Raw genomic sequence first — 18,860 nt, forward strand, 5'->3', positions numbered from 1 at the left:
TTTGACTAGAATGGAATTTCATCATCCATCGGGCCAGCACCACCGCCACCGCTCGAAGGACCACTGAAACCGCCGCCGCTCTGACCGCCGCCATAGCCGCCACCGCCACTTGAACCGCCGCCGAAGCCACCGCCCTGGTCATTTCCGTAGTCAGGCAGTCCACCTGGTTGCCCACCGCCCTCGCCGCGCCCGTCGAGCATTGTCAGGTTTGAATTAAAGCCTTGCAGCACGACTTCGGTGGAATAGCGGTCCTGACCGGACTGATCTTGCCATTTGCGGGTCTGCAATTGGCCTTCAAGATAGATCTTGGATCCTTTACGCAGATACTGTTCTGCCACCTTGCACAAACCTTCGTTGAAGATGACAACCCGGTGCCACTCGGTTTTCTCCCGACGCTCACCACTGCTTCGATCTCTCCAGGATTCCGAAGTTGCGATCCGCAGATTGGCAATCGGCCGACCGTCCTGAGTCCGGCGGATTTCCGGATCTGCCCCCAGATTTCCAACCAAAATTACCTTGTTGACGCTGCCCGCCATTCTGCTCTCCTGTTTTTCATTCTGCGGTTCGACTTCACCAGTCGGTTCGCTCGTCGGCAAACTTGTTGATGTCCAACCGTGCTACCGGCTCCGCGGCTTGAACCAGAACCCTAACGGCCTGCCAACAGCTTCGCGCGCTTTTTCCCGCACAAGCACTCATTTTCCACAGGCCAACCCCGGTTAACGTGGCATGGATGCGTTCTTGTTCATCTGCCTTATCGCCCCAGCGGACTTTAAAAGCAGGAGACCTGACCGCACGGCGCATTGTGGCCATCGAATACGCCAAAGACTGTCAGGAAGATACATTTGCACCCATCTGGATTTAGGCCAAAACAGCGCAAGCTTCCTGACGTAGCCAATTTCATGTACTTGTTTTGTTCTTATCATTTCTGTAAAACCGATTCAATCGAACACCCAAGAAAGTTGCCGGTCTTTTAGCAACGTGACTTTGGCCCACTGGAAGCACCGGCGGAAACTGTTATATCCGGGCAGGCAAGATTTGCCACACCGACATCAAAGTTCCCTGCACTTGCCAATATCATCGCCTGTGCAGACCTTCAGGAAACACGAGAATGACCAAGCCCAAGACACCCAAGTCGGACAATAGCTGGAAAAATGACCCGACCAAGGTGATCAGCGTCAAGGGTGCCCGTGAGCACAATCTAAAAGGCGTAGACCTGGACTTGCCTCGTGACAGGCTGATCGTCATGACCGGTCTATCGGGATCAGGCAAGTCGTCGCTTGCATTCGATACGATTTATGCTGAAGGACAGCGGCGCTACGTCGAAAGCTTGTCCGCCTATGCACGCCAGTTCCTGGAAATGATGCAGAAGCCCGACGTGGACCAGATTGACGGTCTTTCACCTGCCATCTCGATCGAGCAAAAGACAACGAGCCGTAACCCGCGTTCGACCGTTGGTACGGTCACGGAAATCTACGACTACATGCGACTGTTGTTCGCGCGAGTTGGGGTGCCCTATTCGCCGGCGACCGGTCTTCCCATCGAAAGTCAAACCGTCAGCCAGATGGTCGACAGGGTCATGGATCTTGAGGAAGGCGCGAGACTTTATCTGCTTGCGCCGATGGTGCGCGGCAGAAAGGGTGAATACCGTAAAGATCTGGCTGAGCTTATGAAAAAGGGGTTTCAGCGCGTCAAAATTGACGGCACCTTTTATGAAATTGCAGACGCCCCGGCTCTCGACAAGAAATTCAAACACGACATCGATGTTGTCGTGGACCGTATAGTCGTGCGCGATGATATCGCGGGGCGACTTGCCGATTCTCTGGAGACCGCGCTGAAACTCGCCGACGGCATCGCAATCGCGGAATTCGCCGATCAGGTTGAAGATAATGGTGATGCAAAGCGGCTGATCTTTTCTGAAAAATTTGCCTGCCCGGTGTCCGGCTTCACCATTTCGGAAATCGAACCGCGCCTCTTCTCCTTTAACAACCCTTTCGGCGCCTGCCCGACCTGCGACGGTCTTGGCACCACACTGGCGTTCGAGGAAGACCTGGTTGTTCCCGATCACTCTCTTTCGCTGCGAGAAGGTGCTGTCTTGCCTTGGGCAAAGACAGGATCGACGTCGCCTTATTACACTCAGACGCTTGAGGCACTTTGCGGGCACTTCAAAGTTTCAATGGCGACCCCCTGGAAAGACCTCCCTTCCGAGGTGCAGGACGCTATTCTTCACGGGACGGGAAAGAATGCGATCGAATTTGTCTATGACGATGGTGTGCGAAGCTACCGGACCGAAAAGACCTTCGAAGGCGTAATTGGCAATATCGAACGACGTTGGCGCGAAACCGAGAGCACGTGGGTACGTGAGGAACTGAGCCGTTTTCAGTCAGACCATGCGTGTCCGGCATGCAGTGGATTTCGCCTGAAACCTGAGGCATTGGCGGTCAAGATCGCCGGAAAGCACATTGGTGAAATAACCGAAAACTCCATTCGGCTTGCAAGCGAATGGTATGAAAAACTTCCAGAACAATTGAATGAAAAACAGAACGAAATTGCCGGTCGAATCCTGAAGGAAATCCGTGAGAGACTGAAGTTTCTGAATGATGTCGGATTGGAATATCTGACACTTTCCCGCGCTTCCGGCACCCTTTCCGGCGGCGAGAGCCAGCGCATCCGGCTCGCTTCACAAATTGGTTCTGGGCTTACGGGTGTTCTTTACGTGCTGGATGAGCCCTCCATCGGTCTGCACCAGCGAGACAATGCCAGACTTCTGGAAACGCTGAAACATCTGCGTGACCTTGGCAATACCGTAATCGTGGTTGAACACGATGAAGACGCTGTCCTTACAGCGGACTACGTGGTTGATGTCGGACCGGGTGCTGGTGTTCATGGCGGCCAGGTGGTCGCAAAGGGCACGCCTGCCGAGGTCATGGCGAATCCGAAGTCTCTTACCGGTGAGTATTTGTCTGGCGCGCGCATGATTTCCAGAGCTGATGGACGGCGCAAGATAAACAAGAAGCGGCAACTTTCGGTCAAAGGCGCACGTGGGAACAATTTGAAGGACGTCAATGTGGACGTGCCGCTCAGCACATTCACATGCGTCACGGGTGTATCTGGAGGTGGAAAATCGACCTTCTTGATAGACACCTTGTATAAGGCCGCTGCCCGTCGCCTGAATGGTGCACGTGACAACCCTGCCCCACATGACCGGATTGAGGGGCTGGAGGTGCTGGACAAGGTGATCGATATCGATCAATCGCCAATCGGAAGAACACCACGATCGAACCCGGCCACCTATACCGGCGCATTTACACCCATACGGGAATGGTTTGCGGGCATGCCCGAAGCAAAAGCGCGCGGCTATCAACCCGGTCGGTTTTCGTTCAATGTCAAGGGTGGCCGCTGCGAGGCCTGTCAGGGCGATGGTGTCATCAAAATTGAAATGCACTTCCTGCCAGATGTTTATGTCACCTGTGACGTTTGCCAAGGCAAGCGGTACAATCGCGAAACGCTGGAAGTCGAATTCAAGGGCAAATCCATAGCCGATGTGCTCGATATGACCGTTGAAGAGGCGGCAGAGTTTTTTGCGGCCGTACCCGCTGTACGAGATAAAATGGAAACACTGGCAAGGGTCGGGCTTGGCTATATAAAGGTTGGTCAGCAGGCAACCACGCTATCTGGCGGCGAAGCGCAACGCGTAAAGCTTGCGAAGGAGCTCTCGAAACGTTCCACAGGCCGCACGCTCTATATATTGGATGAGCCGACAACCGGTTTGCATTTCCATGATGTCGCCAAGCTTTTGGATGTTTTGCATGAGTTGGTCGACCAGGGGAACACGGTGCTTGTGATCGAGCACAATCTGGAAGTCATCAAGACTGCGGACTGGATCATCGATCTGGGGCCGGAAGGTGGAGACGGAGGTGGCACAATTGTGGCGACCGGCCGACCCGAGGATGTGGCAGAAGCTGAACAAAGCTACACCGGGCAGTTTTTGCGCGAATTGCTGCATCGGCGCCCACAGCAGACCTCCGACGCAGCTGAATAATACCCAATTAGAAGATTTGCGCTGCGCACTCTTGAAAAGTGTGCACTGCACCTTATGTTTTAATTTGTTGATTTGCAGTGTGTTTTTTAGATCACACTGAATTCTTCGAGTAGAATTTGCTGCATTGCATCAAACGCATGCCTGTCATGCAGAGATTGCACTTCTTTTATTTTACTCGGTGAATTATATCATGGATCAACAACGGAGCGAGCGGTTCAGGCTTCTCGCCGAATAAGGAACAAGAAGATGTTTGACACTGTGCGACAGAAGTACAGCAACTGGGTGAGTTACCGCCGTGCGGTGGATGAGCTGTCTCGTCTATCCAACCGCGAACTTACCGACCTCGGCATCAGCCGTAGCGACATCAAATTCGTCGCTCGCCGCAACTACGGCTAACACAATTTAGAATCGCGTCCCGAGGCATCCTCCTCCCAGCCAACGGACGTGTGACACGCAGGGCATCCTCCTCCCAGCCCTGTCACGTCGAAACGACGCCCGCCAGCACCTCCTCCCGCTGGCGGGCGTTCGTTTGCTTGGCACCCTGTATCCCGCACACTCATAAAAACACTCACTCCTCGCTTCTTCGCAACTGCGAAATAAGGCGACGAGAGCCATGCGTGAACTGGGCGCACGCCGGGTATTCAAATGGTTAAAAGGCAATTTGCCTTGCAAAAATCGCATACCTGTTACGCGATTTCACCTCTACCTCGCAGTGCACAATAACACTATCTTCAAAACCGTAAGAGATGAACGGGCCAGACGCCGATCCGCGGTGCCATGGCCACAGATATAGCGAAAGGCCTTAAAAATGATCGATAACGTTGTTCGCAAATACAACAACTGGAAACGCTTCCGTCAGACTTACGACGAGCTGTCCAACTTGAGCAACCGGGAACTGAATGACCTTGGTATTGCTCGTGCTGACATCAGCCACTACGCGCGTATGTCCGCAAAATAAGAATACGCAGTTTGGAACTATCCTCCTCCCAAGTTCCTGATTGCTGCCCTGCGCCAACAGCGCAGGTATAAAAAAACGCCTGCCGGATCCTCCTCCCACCGGCTGGCGTTTTTTTGTGTCTCTTTTCGAGACGGAAACTCCAATTCAATCGACGACGCCTTGCCGAATTCGCAGCCGGCAGGTTCGGACGAGTGACTGCTTGCGGTTCTCAACCCAGGCTACGCTGGTCTGCTTCGGATTTGCAGGCGACTGCCAAATATCCGGCGCTTCGGTAGATCGTCGAAATTGAAATTATCAAGGCACCTGAGATTTATGGACCAGCCGTCGAACGAATCCAGACCGGCTTCCTGCTCTTCAGGCGTCGGTTGACTGGGACGCCGAAACGGCAAAACTCCGCATGTGGGGCAAAAGTAGTCGACAGCAGTCCTCGTTCCCCAGCGATATTGGATCAAGTCCTCCAAATCGCCTTTCAGGTTGAGTGCCGCTTTAGGCACTCTGAACGTCAAGAGCCCTCGTTTGCTGCAAATTGAACAATCGCATTGCCGAGCGTGATCGATTTTTGCATCGACAAGAAAGCTGACCCGACCACAGTGACAAGAGCCCCTATACATTGTTTTCTCCTTTGATCGACAGAAACGATATTCGGACCTTGACGCGCGAAAGCTGCAATTAAGACCAAGACATTGCAATCAAGCCCGACGGATAGCCAACACATCCACGCTTCGGAAAGACCTTAGGCTTGTCGGGAAACAATTGCGATTGGCGCTGAATGTGGATAATCACTACCTAAATGTTCGAACCGGAGACAGGTGCATAATAGCCTGTATTTGCCGGCATTGCCCCCAGGGAAGACAAATGAGCCCCATTCACGTAATTGGCGGCGGCCTTGCCGGCTCGGAAGCCGCATGGCAGATCGCTCAGGCCGGAATTGATGTTGTGTTGCACGAGATGCGTCCGGTCAGAAAAACAGACGCGCACCAGACCGATGGGTTGGCGGAACTCGTCTGCTCCAACTCTTTCCGTTCCGACGACAACGAACAGAATGCCGTTGGCCTGATACATCATGAACTTCGTCAACTCGGTTCACTGATCATGGCATCAGCGGATGCCAATCAGGTACCTGCAGGCAGCGCGTTGGCTGTCGATCGCAACGGTTTCTCGAACGCGGTGACAACTGCGCTCGAAGGTCATCCAAGAATTACAATCGACCGCGCCGAAATCGACGGACTTCCACCCGAAGACTGGGAAAAAGTGATTGTCGCAACTGGTCCGCTCACCTCCCCAGCCCTGTCGCAGGCAGTACTGGGCCTCAGCGGTGAGGATTCATTGGCGTTTTTCGACGCTATTGCCCCAATCGTTCACTTTGACTCAGTCGATCTTTCCAAGGCCTGGTTCCAATCGCGATATGACAAGGTTGGACCGGGTGGCACGGGCAAAGACTATCTCAATTGTCCATTGGACAAAGACCAGTATGAGGCGTTCATTGATGCACTGATTGCCGGGGATACCGCCGATTTCAAGGAATGGGAAGCCAACACGCCCTATTTCGACGGTTGTCTGCCAATCGAAGTCATGGCTGCACGAGGGCGTGAAACACTTCGGCACGGCCCTATGAAGCCAATGGGGCTGACCAATGCTCACAATCCTGACGTCAAAGCCTATGCTGTGGTTCAGCTGAGGCAGGATAATGCCCTGGGCACGCTGTACAACATGGTCGGTTTTCAGACCAAACTTAAATACGGTGCACAGGCTGACATTTTCAAAATGATACCCGGTCTTGAAGATGCGCAATTTGCCCGACTGGGTGGCCTGCACCGCAATACCTTTCTGAACTCTCCGAAGGTTCTCGACGAGACGCTACGTCTCAAGGCGGATCCGCGCATGCGGTTTGCCGGTCAGATAACAGGCTGTGAAGGCTATGTTGAATCGGCAAGCGTCGGCTGCATGGCCGGGCTGTTTGCAGTTCGAGAGGTGCGCGGCCAAGACATTCTCACGCCGCCTGACACCACGGCAATGGGTGCCCTGCTCGGACACATTACCGGCGGCCACATCAGCAGAGAGGACGGAGCGGGAAAACCAAGTTCATTCCAGCCGATGAATGTCAATTTTGGCCTCTTTCCACCCATTGAACCGCCGACAAAAGATGAGAACGGCAAACGTCTGAAGGGCAAAGACAAGACCAGGGCGAAAAAAGGGCCCTGACCGACCGTGCAAAAGTCGACTTTCTTGCCTGGAAATCGGGTCTGGATCTGGAACAAACAGCAGCGGAATAGTCGCTTGCAGGGATCTTTCCAACCCGCTTAGAGCTTATCAAAAAGGTTTCGACTGGCACGCCACATGATCCATTGACGCTTCACTTGCGACAGGTCGGCGCTCTGCTTCAGCGGATCAAAACCAGTTGCTTCCAGTTTTTTCAAGAAGGGTTCAACCAAAACAAGCGGCAGGAATGCTGGAGTGCAGCAACTTGGCACCTCCACGGATGCAGACCGCACCCGCTCTAGATGATGTCGTACATGCGCACGAAGTTCTGTGAGAACCGCGCGCAGTTCCGGCGTCGTTTCGCCTTTGAATACAGTTGCCGGATCAAGATTGTGTCGCGCCTGCAGATCTTTGGGCAGGTACATTTGCTGACGAGCGGCGTGCCAGGGCAATGCTCGCATCAAGCCCGTCAGCGCGTAGGCAACTCCGGCGTGACCTGCAGCGATTGCCGTCCCCGGGTCCTTGCCGTCATTGAGGACCAGGCAAGCCAATTGAATGAGACCGGAGACGGTTTCGCCCGCGTAACCTTCAAGATCATTCAGAGATGGCATCTGATCGTTGTAGAGGTCGAAAATTCGAGCCTCTGTCATGGCGATGAGACTTTGCCTTGGCAATTGATACTGAGCAATCGTTTCCAGGAGTGCATTTGCGACGGGATTGGAGGCGGCTGCACCATGTTCGTTGTCCTCAAGAAGGTCTCGCCACCATTGCAACCGAACTTCCCCTGGCAATGGCTCGGAAACCAACTCGCGAATTCGACCAAGTTCAGCGCTGAAGGCATAGAGTGCCATAAGCCCTGGGCGAGATTTCTCTGGCGCAAGCAGAGCGCTTAGATAGCGATCCTTGTCGAATTGGCGTGCGATATCGGCCGCGTGATCAAAGTCAGTGGTCATATCTGCACATATGGTCCGGTTCGGTTGTCAGTCCACCGCCAGTAGCGCCGCGGCAACTGCTCTGTCTTCCGACAAAAGAACATTAAAGGTGCGCACGGCGGCGCCTGTCGACATCGGGTCCGCCAGAATGCCAGCCTCGCGAAACAAAACCTTGAGGTCTTGTGGCAAAGGACGCAGTTCTCTCCCTGTACCGATCAGCAGAACTTCAATATCGTCCTGTTCCTGGAACACTCTGTCGAATGCGATTTGGGAGAAGCTCTCAGGTTCGCAGACATTCCAGCCGTATATTCCGCTCGGGACACACAGCAGTGATCCGCGATGAGACATCTCGGCAAAGCGAAAGCCGCCTTCGCCATAGGCATCCAGCGGCGCCCGCCCCGGAAAATGCGCGTCCCGGATTTCCATCACCAGCCGGCCTTATGCGGTCGCCTCGGCATCCGAACCCTTTTTGCCATCATCATCCTTAGACGACAGCGCGTCCGGCCGCAGGTTCAGCAGGATCAGGAACGGCGCCGCCAGGAAGATGGACGAATAGGTTCCGATGACAATGCCGAAAATCATGGCAAGCGTGAAGGACTGAATGACCTCGCCGCCAAAGACATAGAGCGATATCAGAGCCAAAAGGGTCGTCACGGAAGTCATGGTCGTCCTGGACAACGTCTCGTTGATGGACTGGTCGAGAATATCTGCCAGCGGACGCTTCTTGTATTTTCGAAGGTTCTCGCGAATCCGGTCATAGACCACGACGGTATCGTTGAGCGAATAACCGATAATGGTCAGGACCGCCGCGATACTCGACAATGAGAAATCCAGCTGTAGCAGCACGAACAAGCCAATGGTAATCACAACGTCATTGGCCGTGGTCAGGATTGCACCAATGGCAAAATGCCATTCGAAGCGGAACCAGATATAGAACATGATGGCCAGCAAGGAAGCGATCACGGCGATCGCACCTGCCTGTGCCAGTTCTCCGGATACACGCGGACCCACGACTTCCACCCGGCGGAAGTCGACATTGTCGTCCTCAAAAATAGTACGGATGCGCTGGACAACGGATTGCTGCGCCAGTTCGCCGCCAGGCTGTTCTTCCACGCGGATCAGGATGTCGTCGGACGCACCGAACTCCTGTACCTGAACGTCGCCCAGGTTAAGCTCACCCAGCTCAGAACGAATTGCACCGATATCTGCCGGACCATCGGTCTTGATCTCGATAATTGTTCCGCCTTTGAAGTCGATGCCGTAGTTCATACCAACGAGGAAAAACCCGGCCAGTGAGGCTATGACGAGAACGATGGACAGCGGGAAGCTGGCTTTCCGCAGCCACATAAATTTGATGTTTGTGTTGTCCGGAACAAGTCTCAGCAACATGGTATTTCTCCCGGATCAGATCGGCAATTTCGACGGACGACGCTGGCGGATCCAAAGAGCCACCAATAGCCGACTGAAGGTGAAAGCTGAGAAGACGGTCGTGAAAATCCCGATCGCCAGCGTCACTGCGAAACCGCGCACGGGTCCAGATCCGAGCTGGAACAGGATAACGGCTGCGATAAGCGTGGTGATGTTGGCATCAAGAATTGTGCCGAGTGCCCGACTATATCCGGCATCAATGGCTGATATGACGGATCGTCCAGCTCGTGCTTCCTCTCGTATTCGCTCAAAAATCAGCACGTTGGCGTCCACAGCCATACCGATTGTCAAAACGATCCCGGCAATCCCCGGCAAGGTTAGCGTTGCCTGCAGAAATGTGAGCGCACCGAAAATCAGGAATATATTGGCCGTTAGAGCGAGGTCGGCGATCACACCGAACCGGCCGTAAGCCAGGATCATGAAGACGATCACAGCAGCTCCAGCGATGATTGAGGCGATCCGGCCAGCTTCAACCGAATCCGCACCAAGACCAGGACCGATGGATCGCTCCTCGATGACGGTCAACTGAGCCGGAAGCGCACCAGCACGCAGCAGAACGGCAAGATTGTTGGCGCTATCGACGGTAAAGTTCCCGGAAATCTGACCCGAACCTCCAGTGATCGGCTCCCGAATGACCGGCGCTGAAATGACTTCATTGTCGAGTACGATTGCGAACGCTCTGTTCACGTTCTGCGTTGAAATTCGGGCGAATTCACGCGCACCAGACTGATTGAAGCGGAAGTTGACCACAGGTTCGTTGTTGCGTTGATCAAAGCTGACCTGCGCATCCACCAGGTCCTCGCCGGCGAGCAGCGGTACTTCTTCAAGCAAATAAGGTATCGGAGGGTCGTCCACCGACATCAGCACAATGGTTCCGACTGGAGGGCGGTTCTGAAGCGCCTGATCGCCGGACATGGATGTGTCGACCATATGGAACGTCAATTGCGCGGTCGTTCCGATCACGTCTTTCAGGCGCTCGGGATCATCTTCGCCGGGAGCCTCGACCAGAATGCGGTCCGCACCTTGTCGCTGAATGCTCGGTTCCGTTGTGCCGAGTTCGTCAACGCGTCGCCGAATGACTTCAATGGATTGTTGAACAATGTTGGTCATGCGGTCTTCAAGACCCTGTTCGGTGTAGGTGAACCGAACCAGACCGTCGTCGGAGACAGCCATCGCGAATTCATTGACCGGTTGACCGCCAAAAAGGTTGGATACTAGAGGATTGACCAGAGGTTCAAGCCGCTCTTCCGCCTCGCCGAGGCGGGTCAGATCGCGAATTCGGACCTGGGCCGTTTCCCCTTGCACACCAAGACCGGTGTAGCCAATTCTGGGGTTTTCCCTCAACGTTGCCCGGATATCGCTGACAAGCGCTTTCATGCGCTTTTGGATGTAATCCTGCTGATCGACTTCATAGAGGAGATATGCACCTCCTCGAAGATCAAGCCCCAGAACCATCTGGCTCTTCGGCAGGAAATCTGGCCAGCTATCAAGCTGTTTTTGGGAAAAGAAATTCGGCAGCGTGGTCAGGATGCCTGCAGCAACCACAATCACGATCAGCGCGATTTTCCAGCGAGCGAAATAGAGCATAGTCAAGCCTTAAAAGCGCCCGGGCCGACATCAGACCGGCCCGGCAATAATATTCTGAACGGCGGAACGGGATCCTAGCCGTTGTCTTTGACAGGCTCAGTCTTTGAGCGAACTTCCTGAACCATGCCGCGAACAACGCGTACTTTCACACCTTCAGACAGCTCCAGCTGAATTTCGCCGTCGTCAACGACCTTTGCCACCTTGCCGATCAAACCGCCCGTGGTAACGACCGTGTCGCCGCGACGCAGGTTCGAGACCAATTCCTGGTGCTGTTTCATACGTTGCCGTTGCGGGCGAATGATCAGAAAGTACATGATCGCAAACAGCGCGACCATCATTGGAATCGGACCGTAAAGAAGGGACTCCATTCCACCTGCTCCGGCGGTCTGCGCATAGGCTGGGGTGATGAACATTCAATTCTCCTAAGGTGGCGCTATTCATTGCCCGGGAAAACCCTACCCCCGGCAAAAACGCTCTCATTCTGGTGGCGCGGACTATAACGGTGGCGCGCTTCTTTTCAAGCTTTCCAAGCAGTTTCCGGCGTACCGGTATGGGAATAACTGACGTTTTCGTGTTTCAGTCTGCGTGTTACTCCAACCGCCGGTACTTTCAGGGCCTCACATGGGCCTTTTTGACAGGGCTTGCAAGAAGAATGAACACGCAAAACGACATCGCCGCGCTTAGTGCCAAACTCGATTCCCTTATTGAGCTCATCGCCAGAGCGGTCCCGGCAAAAGCCAGCCAACCCGACTGGAACTCTGCTGACGCCTTTGTCTGGGTTCCAGAACCCGGTGAACTGCAGCCCGTAAAGGCGGTCAATCGAGTCGATATCGAACTTCTTTGCGCCGTTTCACATGTCCGTGACCTGTTGTTGGAAAATACAAGACGGTTTGCAAACGGACTGCCGGCCAACAATGCGTTGCTTTGGGGCGCAAGGGGCATGGGGAAATCTTCGCTGGTCAAGGCTGCACATGCGTCCGTCAACGCTGAAAACGGTTCGTCATCTCTGAAACTCATAGAAATTCATCGAGAAGATATAGAATCACTTCCCAAACTCATGACAGAAATCCGAAAGTCCCCTCTCAGATTCATCGTCTTTTGTGACGATCTGAGTTTCGACAATGATGACACGTCCTATAAATCGTTGAAAGCCGTCCTGGAAGGCGGGATAGAAGGCCGGCCAGACAATGTTATCTTCTACGCGACATCAAATCGCCGGCATCTGCTTCCTCGTGACATGATCGAAAACGAACGATCTACAGCCATTAATCCGGCCGAAGCCGTAGAGGAAAAAGTGTCACTCTCAGACCGGTTTGGCCTCTGGCTAGGTTTCCACAAGTGCAGCCAGGACGACTATTTGGACATGGTGCGTGGCTATGCAACACACTATGGGTTGGAAATTGCTGAAGACCGTATGCGTTCGGAGGCCCTGGAATGGGCAACGACACGTGGCAGCCGCTCTGGCCGCGTCGCTTATCAGTTCATCCAGGATCTGGCCGGACGGCTCGGCAAGTCGCTCAACTAACAAAAAAGCCCGGTCAATTTGCCGGGCTTTTTTCCGCAATCGAGAAGTTATCTGCGAGGCAAGTGATTAAGCGGGTCGACAGGCTTGTTGCCTTTGCGCAATTCAAAATGAACTTGCGGTTGGTTCACCGAACCCGTCTTACCGGCAAGGCCGACAACATCACCGCGGCGGACAGTATCGCCGCGCTTGACCTTCAGTTCGCTATTGTGCGCGTAGGCGGAAACCCAGCCTTCGTCGTGTCTTACGAGTACAAGATTTCCGTACCCTTTAAGTTCGTTACCTGAGTAGATAACGGTTCCACCGTCTGCGGCTTTTACCGGTGTACCTTCTGGAACCGCCAGATTCACACCCTCGTTCTTGCCACCACCAGGTTTGCTGCCGAAATCGGAAATGATCCGGCCGCGTACCGGCCACCGAAACTTTTCTGTAGAAGCGTTGGCGTCAGGACGAACGCTGGCAACCTGGGTCGGTGTCTTGATCGGTGCCGTCGGCCTTGCCTCTTCGGTCAAAGCCGGTGCTGGTAAGCTGTTTTTGTCCACTGCACCGGAAGGTGCTGCTGCAACCGCCGTTGGATTGACCGCCGCATCGCCAGGCTGGCGCCGCGGTGATGGCACTCCGTCTGTTGAATTGCTCTTGATCGAAGCTGTCGTAAGCGATTGACCAAAGCCTGAAGGCTTCTTTTTGGGCAAAGTGCTTACACGAATGATTTCAACTTCTTCAACAACGGTTTCGCCTTGGCTGATATCGGCAAAAGTCGGCTGACTAAAGGGCTTCCTGTCAGGCTTTGGCATCCCAGCAGCTGAAGTTGGCACAGATCCCGTAACAACGCGCTCATTTGCGACTGCCTTTGGCAATTGCACCTTGTCTGCGGCAACGCTGGTCGACCCATTCCGCTCCGAATAAACATAAGTCGGAATGATAATGCTCTGTCCGGGACGCACCTGGCTCGGGTTACTGATCCCGTTGACAGCCAGAATTGCTTTTTCCGGAACACCAAATCGACGGGCCATGGACTGCACACTATCGCCCTGACGAACCTGCACTCTGGTACCACCCGTAGAGGTCCAGCCTTTCCAGCTTTTCGCCTGCCCTGCAGCAGCAGCTACAACCGGGGCACTCGAAATTTCAGGGGCAGGTTTTACCGCGATCGGTGATGGTTTGATCGGAAGAGATCCAGACTGCGCAGGTGCAGGCAAAGGCGCCGAGCTTATCTGCGACGTGCTCTTAGTCACGGAACCCGTCGTCACGGGAGCTGTGTTTGACTGTGGCAGCCCCGCACTCGTTCCCCCGGACCATTGGCGATATCCTGATAGGTAGGCTGCTTTTGGCCACCGTTCAGAATGTTCCGCTGATTCTGTGTGTTTCCGGTATAAAACGGAGGTTCACCAAACCGCTCAACCGCGCCGGAACATCCCGCCAATACGGCAGCAAGGAGTGATGCCGTCGCTACCTTGCTCAAAAGATCCCCGCGGAGGGTACGCATCCGCTTTTTCATCGCCTAAACTCTGACTGCTAACAATGACTGTTATGGTTAAGAGTAGAAGGCAGTAAGGTTTATAAAGGCTAAAGACCGGGCAGAAAGGTCGCGGAAAACGCTGTTTCTTCAGTATTTCGAGCTGTACATAAAAACTCAAATCGCGCTGACATAGTAAATCTGAGCCAAAAGCTGTTCCAAGATCTGCAATTCAGGATGGCCAGGAGGCCTTCTGATTCCATTCTCTTAAAGCTTCTTGGCCAACCCATGCTGCAACATCACTGTGCGGATAGTGGTGAGTGTTTCAGCAGTCATCACGTTGTCCGTCTTTTGGAACCTGATCAGAGGCTGCGGCTGCTTAGTCTTGCCGACGGGCGCAATCAATATGCCACCCGGTTTCAATTGCTGTATCCAGGGATCAGGTACGGCTTCGATTGCAGCATTGACCACGATGCGATCGAAGGGCCCCTGTTTTTGAAGTCCCTCGAAACCGTCTTCATGACGCGCTTTGACATTTGCAAGTTTCAAGGCGGCAAAGCGGCGTGTTGCGAGGTCGATAAGCGTTGAAAAGCGGTCCAGAGTTTCGACACGGCCAACAAGATGAGACAGGATTGCAGCTTGGTATCCTGACCCCGTCCCGATTTCCAGGACTGCGTGTTCTTGGGAAAGGTCAAGAGCCTGCATGATCAAGGCAACCAGCGAAGGAGCTGAAACGGTCTGACCGCATTCTATTGGCAGGGCAGCATCTTCGTATGCAAGACTGTGATGCCGTGCTGACAGAAACAAACGGCGCGGCACTCTCTCGATGGCAGCAAGAACGTTTGTTGCGCTGATACCGCGCCGTCTCAAAGCGAGGGCCAGCGCTGCGCGAGCCTCTGACTCGTCCGGTAGCGCCCTTGACCCTGACGTTGCTTCTCCGCCGGTCGGATGTCCGGCCATGCATTGCTCCCCGATACGGGATTACTGAAGTGCCCCAGCCAGGCGACTCACCAAGTCGTGGGCTGTCAAATCTATGCGTAACGGTGAAACGGAAACATATCCATCGGCAATTGCCTGCAGGTCGGAATTATCAAGAACCGAGTTACCCCTGTCCTGAAACCGTAACCAGTAGTATGGGGCGCCGCGCGTATCTGTACGCGCATCTATCGAAAGTCCGCTCTGTTCATGATGGCCTTGCACGGTCACCTTTACACCTTTGACCGAGTCAGCATCGCATGACGGAAAATTGACGTTAAGTAGAGAATATGGCGGCAGGTCAAAGTCGATCAGTTTCCTGAACAACGCCGGCGCATGGGCTTCCGCCGTTGCAAACGAAATTTGAGAAGAAAAACCCCAATCATAGGCCTGTGAAACAGCAATGGAACGAATGCCCAGGATGGCAGCTTCCATTGCACCAGCAACAGTCCCCGAGTAAGTCACGTCCTCTGCAAGGTTCTGGCCCCTGTTGATGCCAGAAAGCACAAGATCCGGTGCTTCCGGCAGAACTTGACGAACACCCATGATCACGCAATCGGTCGGTGTTCCTTTTAGGGCAAACCGACGCTCATCAATTTGGCGAAGTCGCAGAGGATCATTGAGTGTCAGCGAATGGGCGACACCACTTTGATCCGTTTCCGGAGCGATCACCCAGACATCATCAGACAAGGTCCTGGCAATTCTCTCAAGTGACGTCAGGCCTTCAGACAGTATGCCATCGTCATTGGTGATCAAAATCCGCATTTCCGCCCTACTCCATTCAGGTCAATTTCGGCCGCAAAAATATCCCGGTCGACACCCCGGGGGATGCCGGCCGGAAATGAAATCGTCGTGTACCGAACCCAAACCGTTCAGTTCATGCGCGATGCTAGCCGAGCTTTTCAAGGCCACCCATATAAGGACGCAACACTTCGGGAACCGTGATGGATCCGTCGCCGTTCTGGTAGTTCTCAAGCACTGCAATCAATGCGCGCCCGACAGCAATACCAGATCCGTTCAGAGTGTGAACATGAAGCGGCTGTTTGGAATCGGCCGGCCGATACCTTGCGTTCATTCGGCGCGCCTGAAAGTCCCCGCAGACCGAACAGGAAGAAATTTCTCGGTAAGCGTCCTGACCCGGAAGCCACACTTCGATATCGTAGGTTTTTCGGGCGCCAAATCCCATGTCTCCCGTGCACAAGGTCATGACGCGGTAATGCAGACCAAGTTTTTGCAGGATCAGTTCCGCACAGCCCAGCATCCGGTCCAACTCATCCAGAGACTCTTCAGGCCGGGTAACGGAAACCAACTCGCACTTGAGGAACTGGTGCTGCCTGAGCATGCCTCTTGTGTCGCGCCCTGCTGATCCAGCTTCTGACCGGAAACAATAGGTAAGAGCCGTAACACGCACCGGCAGCTGGTCATCGCTCAGGATTTCACCCGCAACCAGGTTCGTCAGCGGAACCTCAGCTGTCGGGATCAGATAGTGATCCGTGGTCGATTTGAAGAGATCTTCTTCAAACTTGGGGAGTTGGCCGGTTCCATAGAGTGGGTCCGCATTGACGAGGAGCGGCGGGGATACTTCCGTGTATCCGTTCTCTTGCGTGTGCAGATCGATCATGAATTGGCCAAGAGCCCGCTCCAGGCGCGCAATTTGTCCCTTCAACACCACAAAGCGAGAGCCTGAGAGCTTCGCTGCCGCGGCAAAATCCATGTCTCCGAGAGCTTCGCCCAGTTCGTAATGTTCTTTCGGAGCTTCATTGAAGGTGAAGGTTGGGCGTTCACCGTGGGTCTTGAGGAGAACGTTGTCTTTCTCGTCTGACCCAACGGGCACATCTTCATGCGGCAGATTTGGAATAACCGCCATGGCAGCTTCCAGATTACCGACAAGTGTGCGCTCTTCTTCTTCACCAGACTGGATGAACGCTTTGATCTGGGCCACTTCGTCGATCAACTCTTGCGCCCGGGCCTCATTGCCTGAACCCTTGGCCTTGCCGACCTCTTTTGAAGCAGCGTTGCGTCGTTCCTGGGCTTCCTGAAGCTTGGTGATATGGGAACGGCGGGAATCATCCAGCGCGATCAGCTTGGCAGCGGAGGCCTCATAACCCCTTTTTGCCAAAGCCTTGTCAAATGCGTCTGCGTTTTCCCTGATCCACTTGATATCAAACATCTTCACTTTCCGAACGACGGTCGTTGTACACTCATTCCGTCGGAAAGGCTTGAATATCGGGAACGAAGGTTAGGCGGTTTCCGCTTCTCGTTCCGCCTCACGCTGAGCGCGCTGTTTCTCCACAAGCCTGACTGACAGAATGGAGACTTCGTAGAGAAGCAACGTTGGCAGCGCAAGACCGATCTGCGAGATCGGGTCAGGAGGCGTCAGAATTGCAGCCGCAGCGAACGCACCAACAATCGCGTATTTGCGTTTCGTTTTCAGCGAGGCAGATGAAACCAGCCCTGCCCTGCCAAGCAGCGTCAGTACCACCGGCAGCTGAAAGACCAGACCAAACGCAAAGATCAAGATCATGATCAAGCCAAGATACTCACTGACCTTGGCAAGATGCTGAATGGCAACCTGCCCCTCGCGAGCCAATTGTTCCTGCGAGAGGAAAAAACCCATCGCCATTGGCATGATGAGGAAATAGACCAGACAGGCACCAATCAGAAACAGGATTGGTGTCGCGATCAGGAACGGCAGAAACGCGCCGCGCTCGTTTTTGTAAAGGCCTGGTGCCACAAACATGTAAATCTGGCTGGCAACGACAGGAAACGCGAGAAACAAAGCGCCGAAGAGCGCGAGCTTCAATTGCGTGAAGAACCATTCCTGAGGTGCGGTGAAGATCATCTCAACCGGATGCCCATCTCCCGCTGCGCGGATATAGGGAATGGTCAGGATGTTGTATATGTCTGTCGCAAAGTAGAAGCAGATTACGAACATCACCAGAATCGCACCGATTGACCACATCAATCTTTGGCGCAATTCGATCAGGTGCTCAATCAGCGGCGCTTTGGAGTCGTCGATATCTTCCTGGCTCATGCCTTCACATCTTCCGTCGCGGGCTTACTGTCCGACTTGGCTGTTGCCTCAGCGACAGGAGCATTGCTGGTCGTCTCTGCAGGTTTGGTTGGTGCTTCAACCTCGGCCTTGGGTGGCTCGGCTTCGGCTTTTTCAGAAGGTTCAGCGTCTTTTGATTTGCCGGTTGCCTTTGTGGCGTCCTCTTCGATGGACTTCTTCAAGTCACCCAAAGGATTGAAGTTGGCGACGTCCTCGACCTGTTTTTTCATGTCCGCGATATCGGCCTGCTGTTCGGCCTCACGCAGTGCATCGTTGAACGTGGACTGGAATTCGCGCGACATGCGGCGCATTTTGCCCATCGTCTGCCCGAGCGTGCGCAGCATGCGCGGCAGGTCTTTTGGCCCCACAACGATGATTGCCACGCTGGCAATCACCAAGAGTTCGGTCCAGCCGATATCGAACATGAGATGTCTCGTCCCTTAAGGAGACGCGATGCAGATTAAGATCAGCTCGCTTTGGTCTGATCTTCAGCTTTGGCGGCTGGAGCCGCTTCGCTGTTCTGATGGTCGATGGTCTTAGGGGTATCGGCTGTATCGTCTTCAGCCATGCCTTTTTTGAAGCTCTTGATCCCCTTGGCAACATCGCCCATGAGTTCGGAAATCTTTCCACGTCCGAACAGCAGAACCACGACCACTGCTATGATCAAGATCTGCCAAATACTAATGCCCATACGCCAAACTCCTGATAACCG

General features: G+C 54.0%; 18 protein-coding genes and 1 pseudogene. 5 read left to right on the forward strand and 14 right to left on the reverse strand.

Annotated elements, in window-relative coordinates:
• Positions 1-5 precede the first annotated feature (5 nt).
• A complete protein-coding gene (locus ACZ1HV_RS02325) occupies positions 6-536 on the reverse strand; it encodes a single-stranded DNA-binding protein (protein WP_472717200.1) in 531 nt (176 codons plus the stop codon).
• A 572-nt stretch (positions 537-1,108) separates the two neighbouring features.
• On the opposite strand from ACZ1HV_RS02325, the gene uvrA reads away from it, so the two are divergent.
• The 3 genes from uvrA to ACZ1HV_RS02340 all read left to right on the forward strand — a co-directional run bounded on the left by uvrA (position 1,109) and on the right by ACZ1HV_RS02340 (position 4,997).
• The gene (uvrA, locus tag ACZ1HV_RS02330) at positions 1,109-4,039 is read left to right on the forward strand and encodes an excinuclease ABC subunit UvrA (RefSeq protein ID WP_472717201.1); all 2,931 of its coding nucleotides are present in this window, start codon (positions 1,109-1,111) and stop codon (positions 4,037-4,039) included.
• Positions 4,040-4,285: 246 nt separating this feature from the next.
• On the forward strand, positions 4,286-4,435 hold the full coding sequence (locus tag ACZ1HV_RS02335; protein WP_298815284.1) for a DUF1127 domain-containing protein: 150 nt from the start codon (positions 4,286-4,288) through the stop codon (positions 4,433-4,435).
• Between the two features lie 412 nt (positions 4,436-4,847).
• The gene (locus ACZ1HV_RS02340) at positions 4,848-4,997 is read left to right on the forward strand and encodes a DUF1127 domain-containing protein (protein ID WP_152501844.1); all 150 of its coding nucleotides are present in this window, start codon (positions 4,848-4,850) and stop codon (positions 4,995-4,997) included.
• 218 nt (positions 4,998-5,215) lie between these two features.
• On the opposite strand, the gene ACZ1HV_RS02345 is transcribed toward ACZ1HV_RS02340, so the two are convergent.
• Positions 5,216-5,608 carry a GFA family protein gene (locus ACZ1HV_RS02345; protein ID WP_472717202.1) on the reverse strand — a complete coding sequence of 131 codons (393 nt, stop codon included), beginning with the start codon at positions 5,606-5,608 and terminating at the stop codon, positions 5,216-5,218.
• Positions 5,609-5,852: 244 nt separating this feature from the next.
• On the opposite strand from ACZ1HV_RS02345, the pseudogene trmFO reads away from it, so the two are divergent.
• Positions 5,853-7,270 (forward strand): annotated as a pseudogene (gene trmFO / locus ACZ1HV_RS02350) (methylenetetrahydrofolate--tRNA-(uracil(54)-C(5))-methyltransferase (FADH(2)-oxidizing) TrmFO).
• A gap of 27 nt (positions 7,271-7,297) precedes the next feature.
• Here the strand turns inward: trmFO and ACZ1HV_RS02355 are convergent.
• The 5 genes from ACZ1HV_RS02355 to yajC all read right to left on the reverse strand — a co-directional run bounded on the left by ACZ1HV_RS02355 (position 7,298) and on the right by yajC (position 11,556).
• Positions 7,298-8,149, reverse strand: coding sequence for a phytoene/squalene synthase family protein (locus ACZ1HV_RS02355; protein ID WP_298964141.1), 852 nt, complete (start codon positions 8,147-8,149; stop codon positions 7,298-7,300).
• 27 nt (positions 8,150-8,176) lie between these two features.
• Positions 8,177-8,554, reverse strand: a complete 378-nt coding sequence (locus ACZ1HV_RS02360) for an Mth938-like domain-containing protein (RefSeq protein ID WP_472717203.1) — start codon at positions 8,552-8,554, stop codon at positions 8,177-8,179.
• A gap of 12 nt (positions 8,555-8,566) precedes the next feature.
• Complete coding sequence (gene secF / locus ACZ1HV_RS02365; protein WP_298815259.1) at positions 8,567-9,517, reverse strand: protein translocase subunit SecF; 951 nt, start codon at positions 9,515-9,517, stop codon at positions 8,567-8,569.
• A gap of 15 nt (positions 9,518-9,532) precedes the next feature.
• Positions 9,533-11,143 (reverse strand): protein translocase subunit SecD, encoded by a 1,611-nt coding sequence (gene secD, locus ACZ1HV_RS02370; protein WP_298815562.1) that lies wholly within the window; start codon positions 11,141-11,143, stop codon positions 9,533-9,535.
• 74 nt (positions 11,144-11,217) lie between these two features.
• Complete coding sequence (gene yajC / locus ACZ1HV_RS02375) at positions 11,218-11,556, reverse strand: preprotein translocase subunit YajC (RefSeq protein ID WP_298815256.1); 339 nt, start codon at positions 11,554-11,556, stop codon at positions 11,218-11,220.
• A 239-nt stretch (positions 11,557-11,795) separates the two neighbouring features.
• Here yajC and ACZ1HV_RS02380 point away from each other — a divergent pair, with 239 nt between their 5' ends.
• Positions 11,796-12,668, forward strand: coding sequence for an ATP-binding protein (locus ACZ1HV_RS02380; protein ID WP_472717204.1), 873 nt, complete (start codon positions 11,796-11,798; stop codon positions 12,666-12,668).
• A 47-nt stretch (positions 12,669-12,715) separates the two neighbouring features.
• On the opposite strand, the gene ACZ1HV_RS02385 is transcribed toward ACZ1HV_RS02380, so the two are convergent.
• From ACZ1HV_RS02385 to ACZ1HV_RS02415, 7 genes are all read right to left on the reverse strand, one after another.
• Positions 12,716-13,900: a peptidoglycan DD-metalloendopeptidase family protein gene (locus tag ACZ1HV_RS02385; RefSeq protein WP_472717205.1), complete on the reverse strand. Its 1,185-nt coding sequence runs from the start codon at positions 13,898-13,900 to the stop codon at positions 12,716-12,718.
• Between the two features lie 488 nt (positions 13,901-14,388).
• Positions 14,389-15,081 (reverse strand): protein-L-isoaspartate(D-aspartate) O-methyltransferase, encoded by a 693-nt coding sequence (locus ACZ1HV_RS02390; RefSeq protein WP_472717206.1) that lies wholly within the window; start codon positions 15,079-15,081, stop codon positions 14,389-14,391.
• Positions 15,082-15,102: 21 nt separating this feature from the next.
• Entirely contained in the window at positions 15,103-15,861 is a 759-nt protein-coding gene (gene surE, locus ACZ1HV_RS02395) for a 5'/3'-nucleotidase SurE (RefSeq protein ID WP_298815245.1), read from the reverse strand.
• Positions 15,862-15,985: 124 nt separating this feature from the next.
• A complete protein-coding gene (gene serS, locus ACZ1HV_RS02400) occupies positions 15,986-17,266 on the reverse strand; it encodes a serine--tRNA ligase (protein ID WP_472717207.1) in 1,281 nt (426 codons plus the stop codon).
• Positions 17,267-17,335: 69 nt separating this feature from the next.
• Positions 17,336-18,130 (reverse strand): twin-arginine translocase subunit TatC, encoded by a 795-nt coding sequence (tatC, locus tag ACZ1HV_RS02405; RefSeq protein WP_472717208.1) that lies wholly within the window; start codon positions 18,128-18,130, stop codon positions 17,336-17,338.
• On the reverse strand, positions 18,127-18,573 hold the full coding sequence (gene tatB / locus ACZ1HV_RS02410; RefSeq protein WP_472717209.1) for a Sec-independent protein translocase protein TatB: 447 nt from the start codon (positions 18,571-18,573) through the stop codon (positions 18,127-18,129). Before tatB ends, tatC begins: the two co-directional genes overlap by 4 nt.
• Positions 18,574-18,614: 41 nt before the next feature.
• Positions 18,615-18,839: a twin-arginine translocase TatA/TatE family subunit gene (locus ACZ1HV_RS02415; protein ID WP_298815231.1), complete on the reverse strand. Its 225-nt coding sequence runs from the start codon at positions 18,837-18,839 to the stop codon at positions 18,615-18,617.
• Between the last annotated feature and the right edge of the window lie 21 nt (positions 18,840-18,860).

The organism is Roseibium sp. JB4-4, from assembly GCF_055693425.1.

Coding starts and splice junctions, on each gene's coding strand:
- ACZ1HV_RS02415 (WP_298815231.1), bottom strand. CDS start 18,839: ATGGGCATTAGTATTTGGCAGATCTTGATCATAGCAGTGGTCGTGGTT.
- uvrA (WP_472717201.1), top strand. CDS start 1,109: ATGACCAAGCCCAAGACACCCAAGTCGGACAATAGCTGGAAAAATGAC.
- yajC (WP_298815256.1), bottom strand. CDS start 11,556: ATGTTCATCACCCCAGCCTATGCGCAGACCGCCGGAGCAGGTGGAATG.
- ACZ1HV_RS02335 (WP_298815284.1), top strand. CDS start 4,286: ATGTTTGACACTGTGCGACAGAAGTACAGCAACTGGGTGAGTTACCGC.
- ACZ1HV_RS02340 (WP_152501844.1), top strand. CDS start 4,848: ATGATCGATAACGTTGTTCGCAAATACAACAACTGGAAACGCTTCCGT.
- ACZ1HV_RS02325 (WP_472717200.1), bottom strand. CDS start 536: ATGGCGGGCAGCGTCAACAAGGTAATTTTGGTTGGAAATCTGGGGGCA.
- tatB (WP_472717209.1), bottom strand. CDS start 18,573: ATGTTCGATATCGGCTGGACCGAACTCTTGGTGATTGCCAGCGTGGCA.
- ACZ1HV_RS02355 (WP_298964141.1), bottom strand. CDS start 8,149: ATGACCACTGACTTTGATCACGCGGCCGATATCGCACGCCAATTCGAC.
- secF (WP_298815259.1), bottom strand. CDS start 9,517: ATGTTGCTGAGACTTGTTCCGGACAACACAAACATCAAATTTATGTGG.
- surE (WP_298815245.1), bottom strand. CDS start 15,861: ATGCGGATTTTGATCACCAATGACGATGGCATACTGTCTGAAGGCCTG.
- serS (WP_472717207.1), bottom strand. CDS start 17,266: ATGTTTGATATCAAGTGGATCAGGGAAAACGCAGACGCATTTGACAAG.
- ACZ1HV_RS02390 (WP_472717206.1), bottom strand. CDS start 15,081: ATGGCCGGACATCCGACCGGCGGAGAAGCAACGTCAGGGTCAAGGGCG.
- ACZ1HV_RS02360 (WP_472717203.1), bottom strand. CDS start 8,554: ATGGAAATCCGGGACGCGCATTTTCCGGGGCGGGCGCCGCTGGATGCC.
- ACZ1HV_RS02345 (WP_472717202.1), bottom strand. CDS start 5,608: ATGTATAGGGGCTCTTGTCACTGTGGTCGGGTCAGCTTTCTTGTCGAT.
- ACZ1HV_RS02380 (WP_472717204.1), top strand. CDS start 11,796: ATGAACACGCAAAACGACATCGCCGCGCTTAGTGCCAAACTCGATTCC.
- secD (WP_298815562.1), bottom strand. CDS start 11,143: ATGCTCTATTTCGCTCGCTGGAAAATCGCGCTGATCGTGATTGTGGTT.
- tatC (WP_472717208.1), bottom strand. CDS start 18,130: ATGAGCCAGGAAGATATCGACGACTCCAAAGCGCCGCTGATTGAGCAC.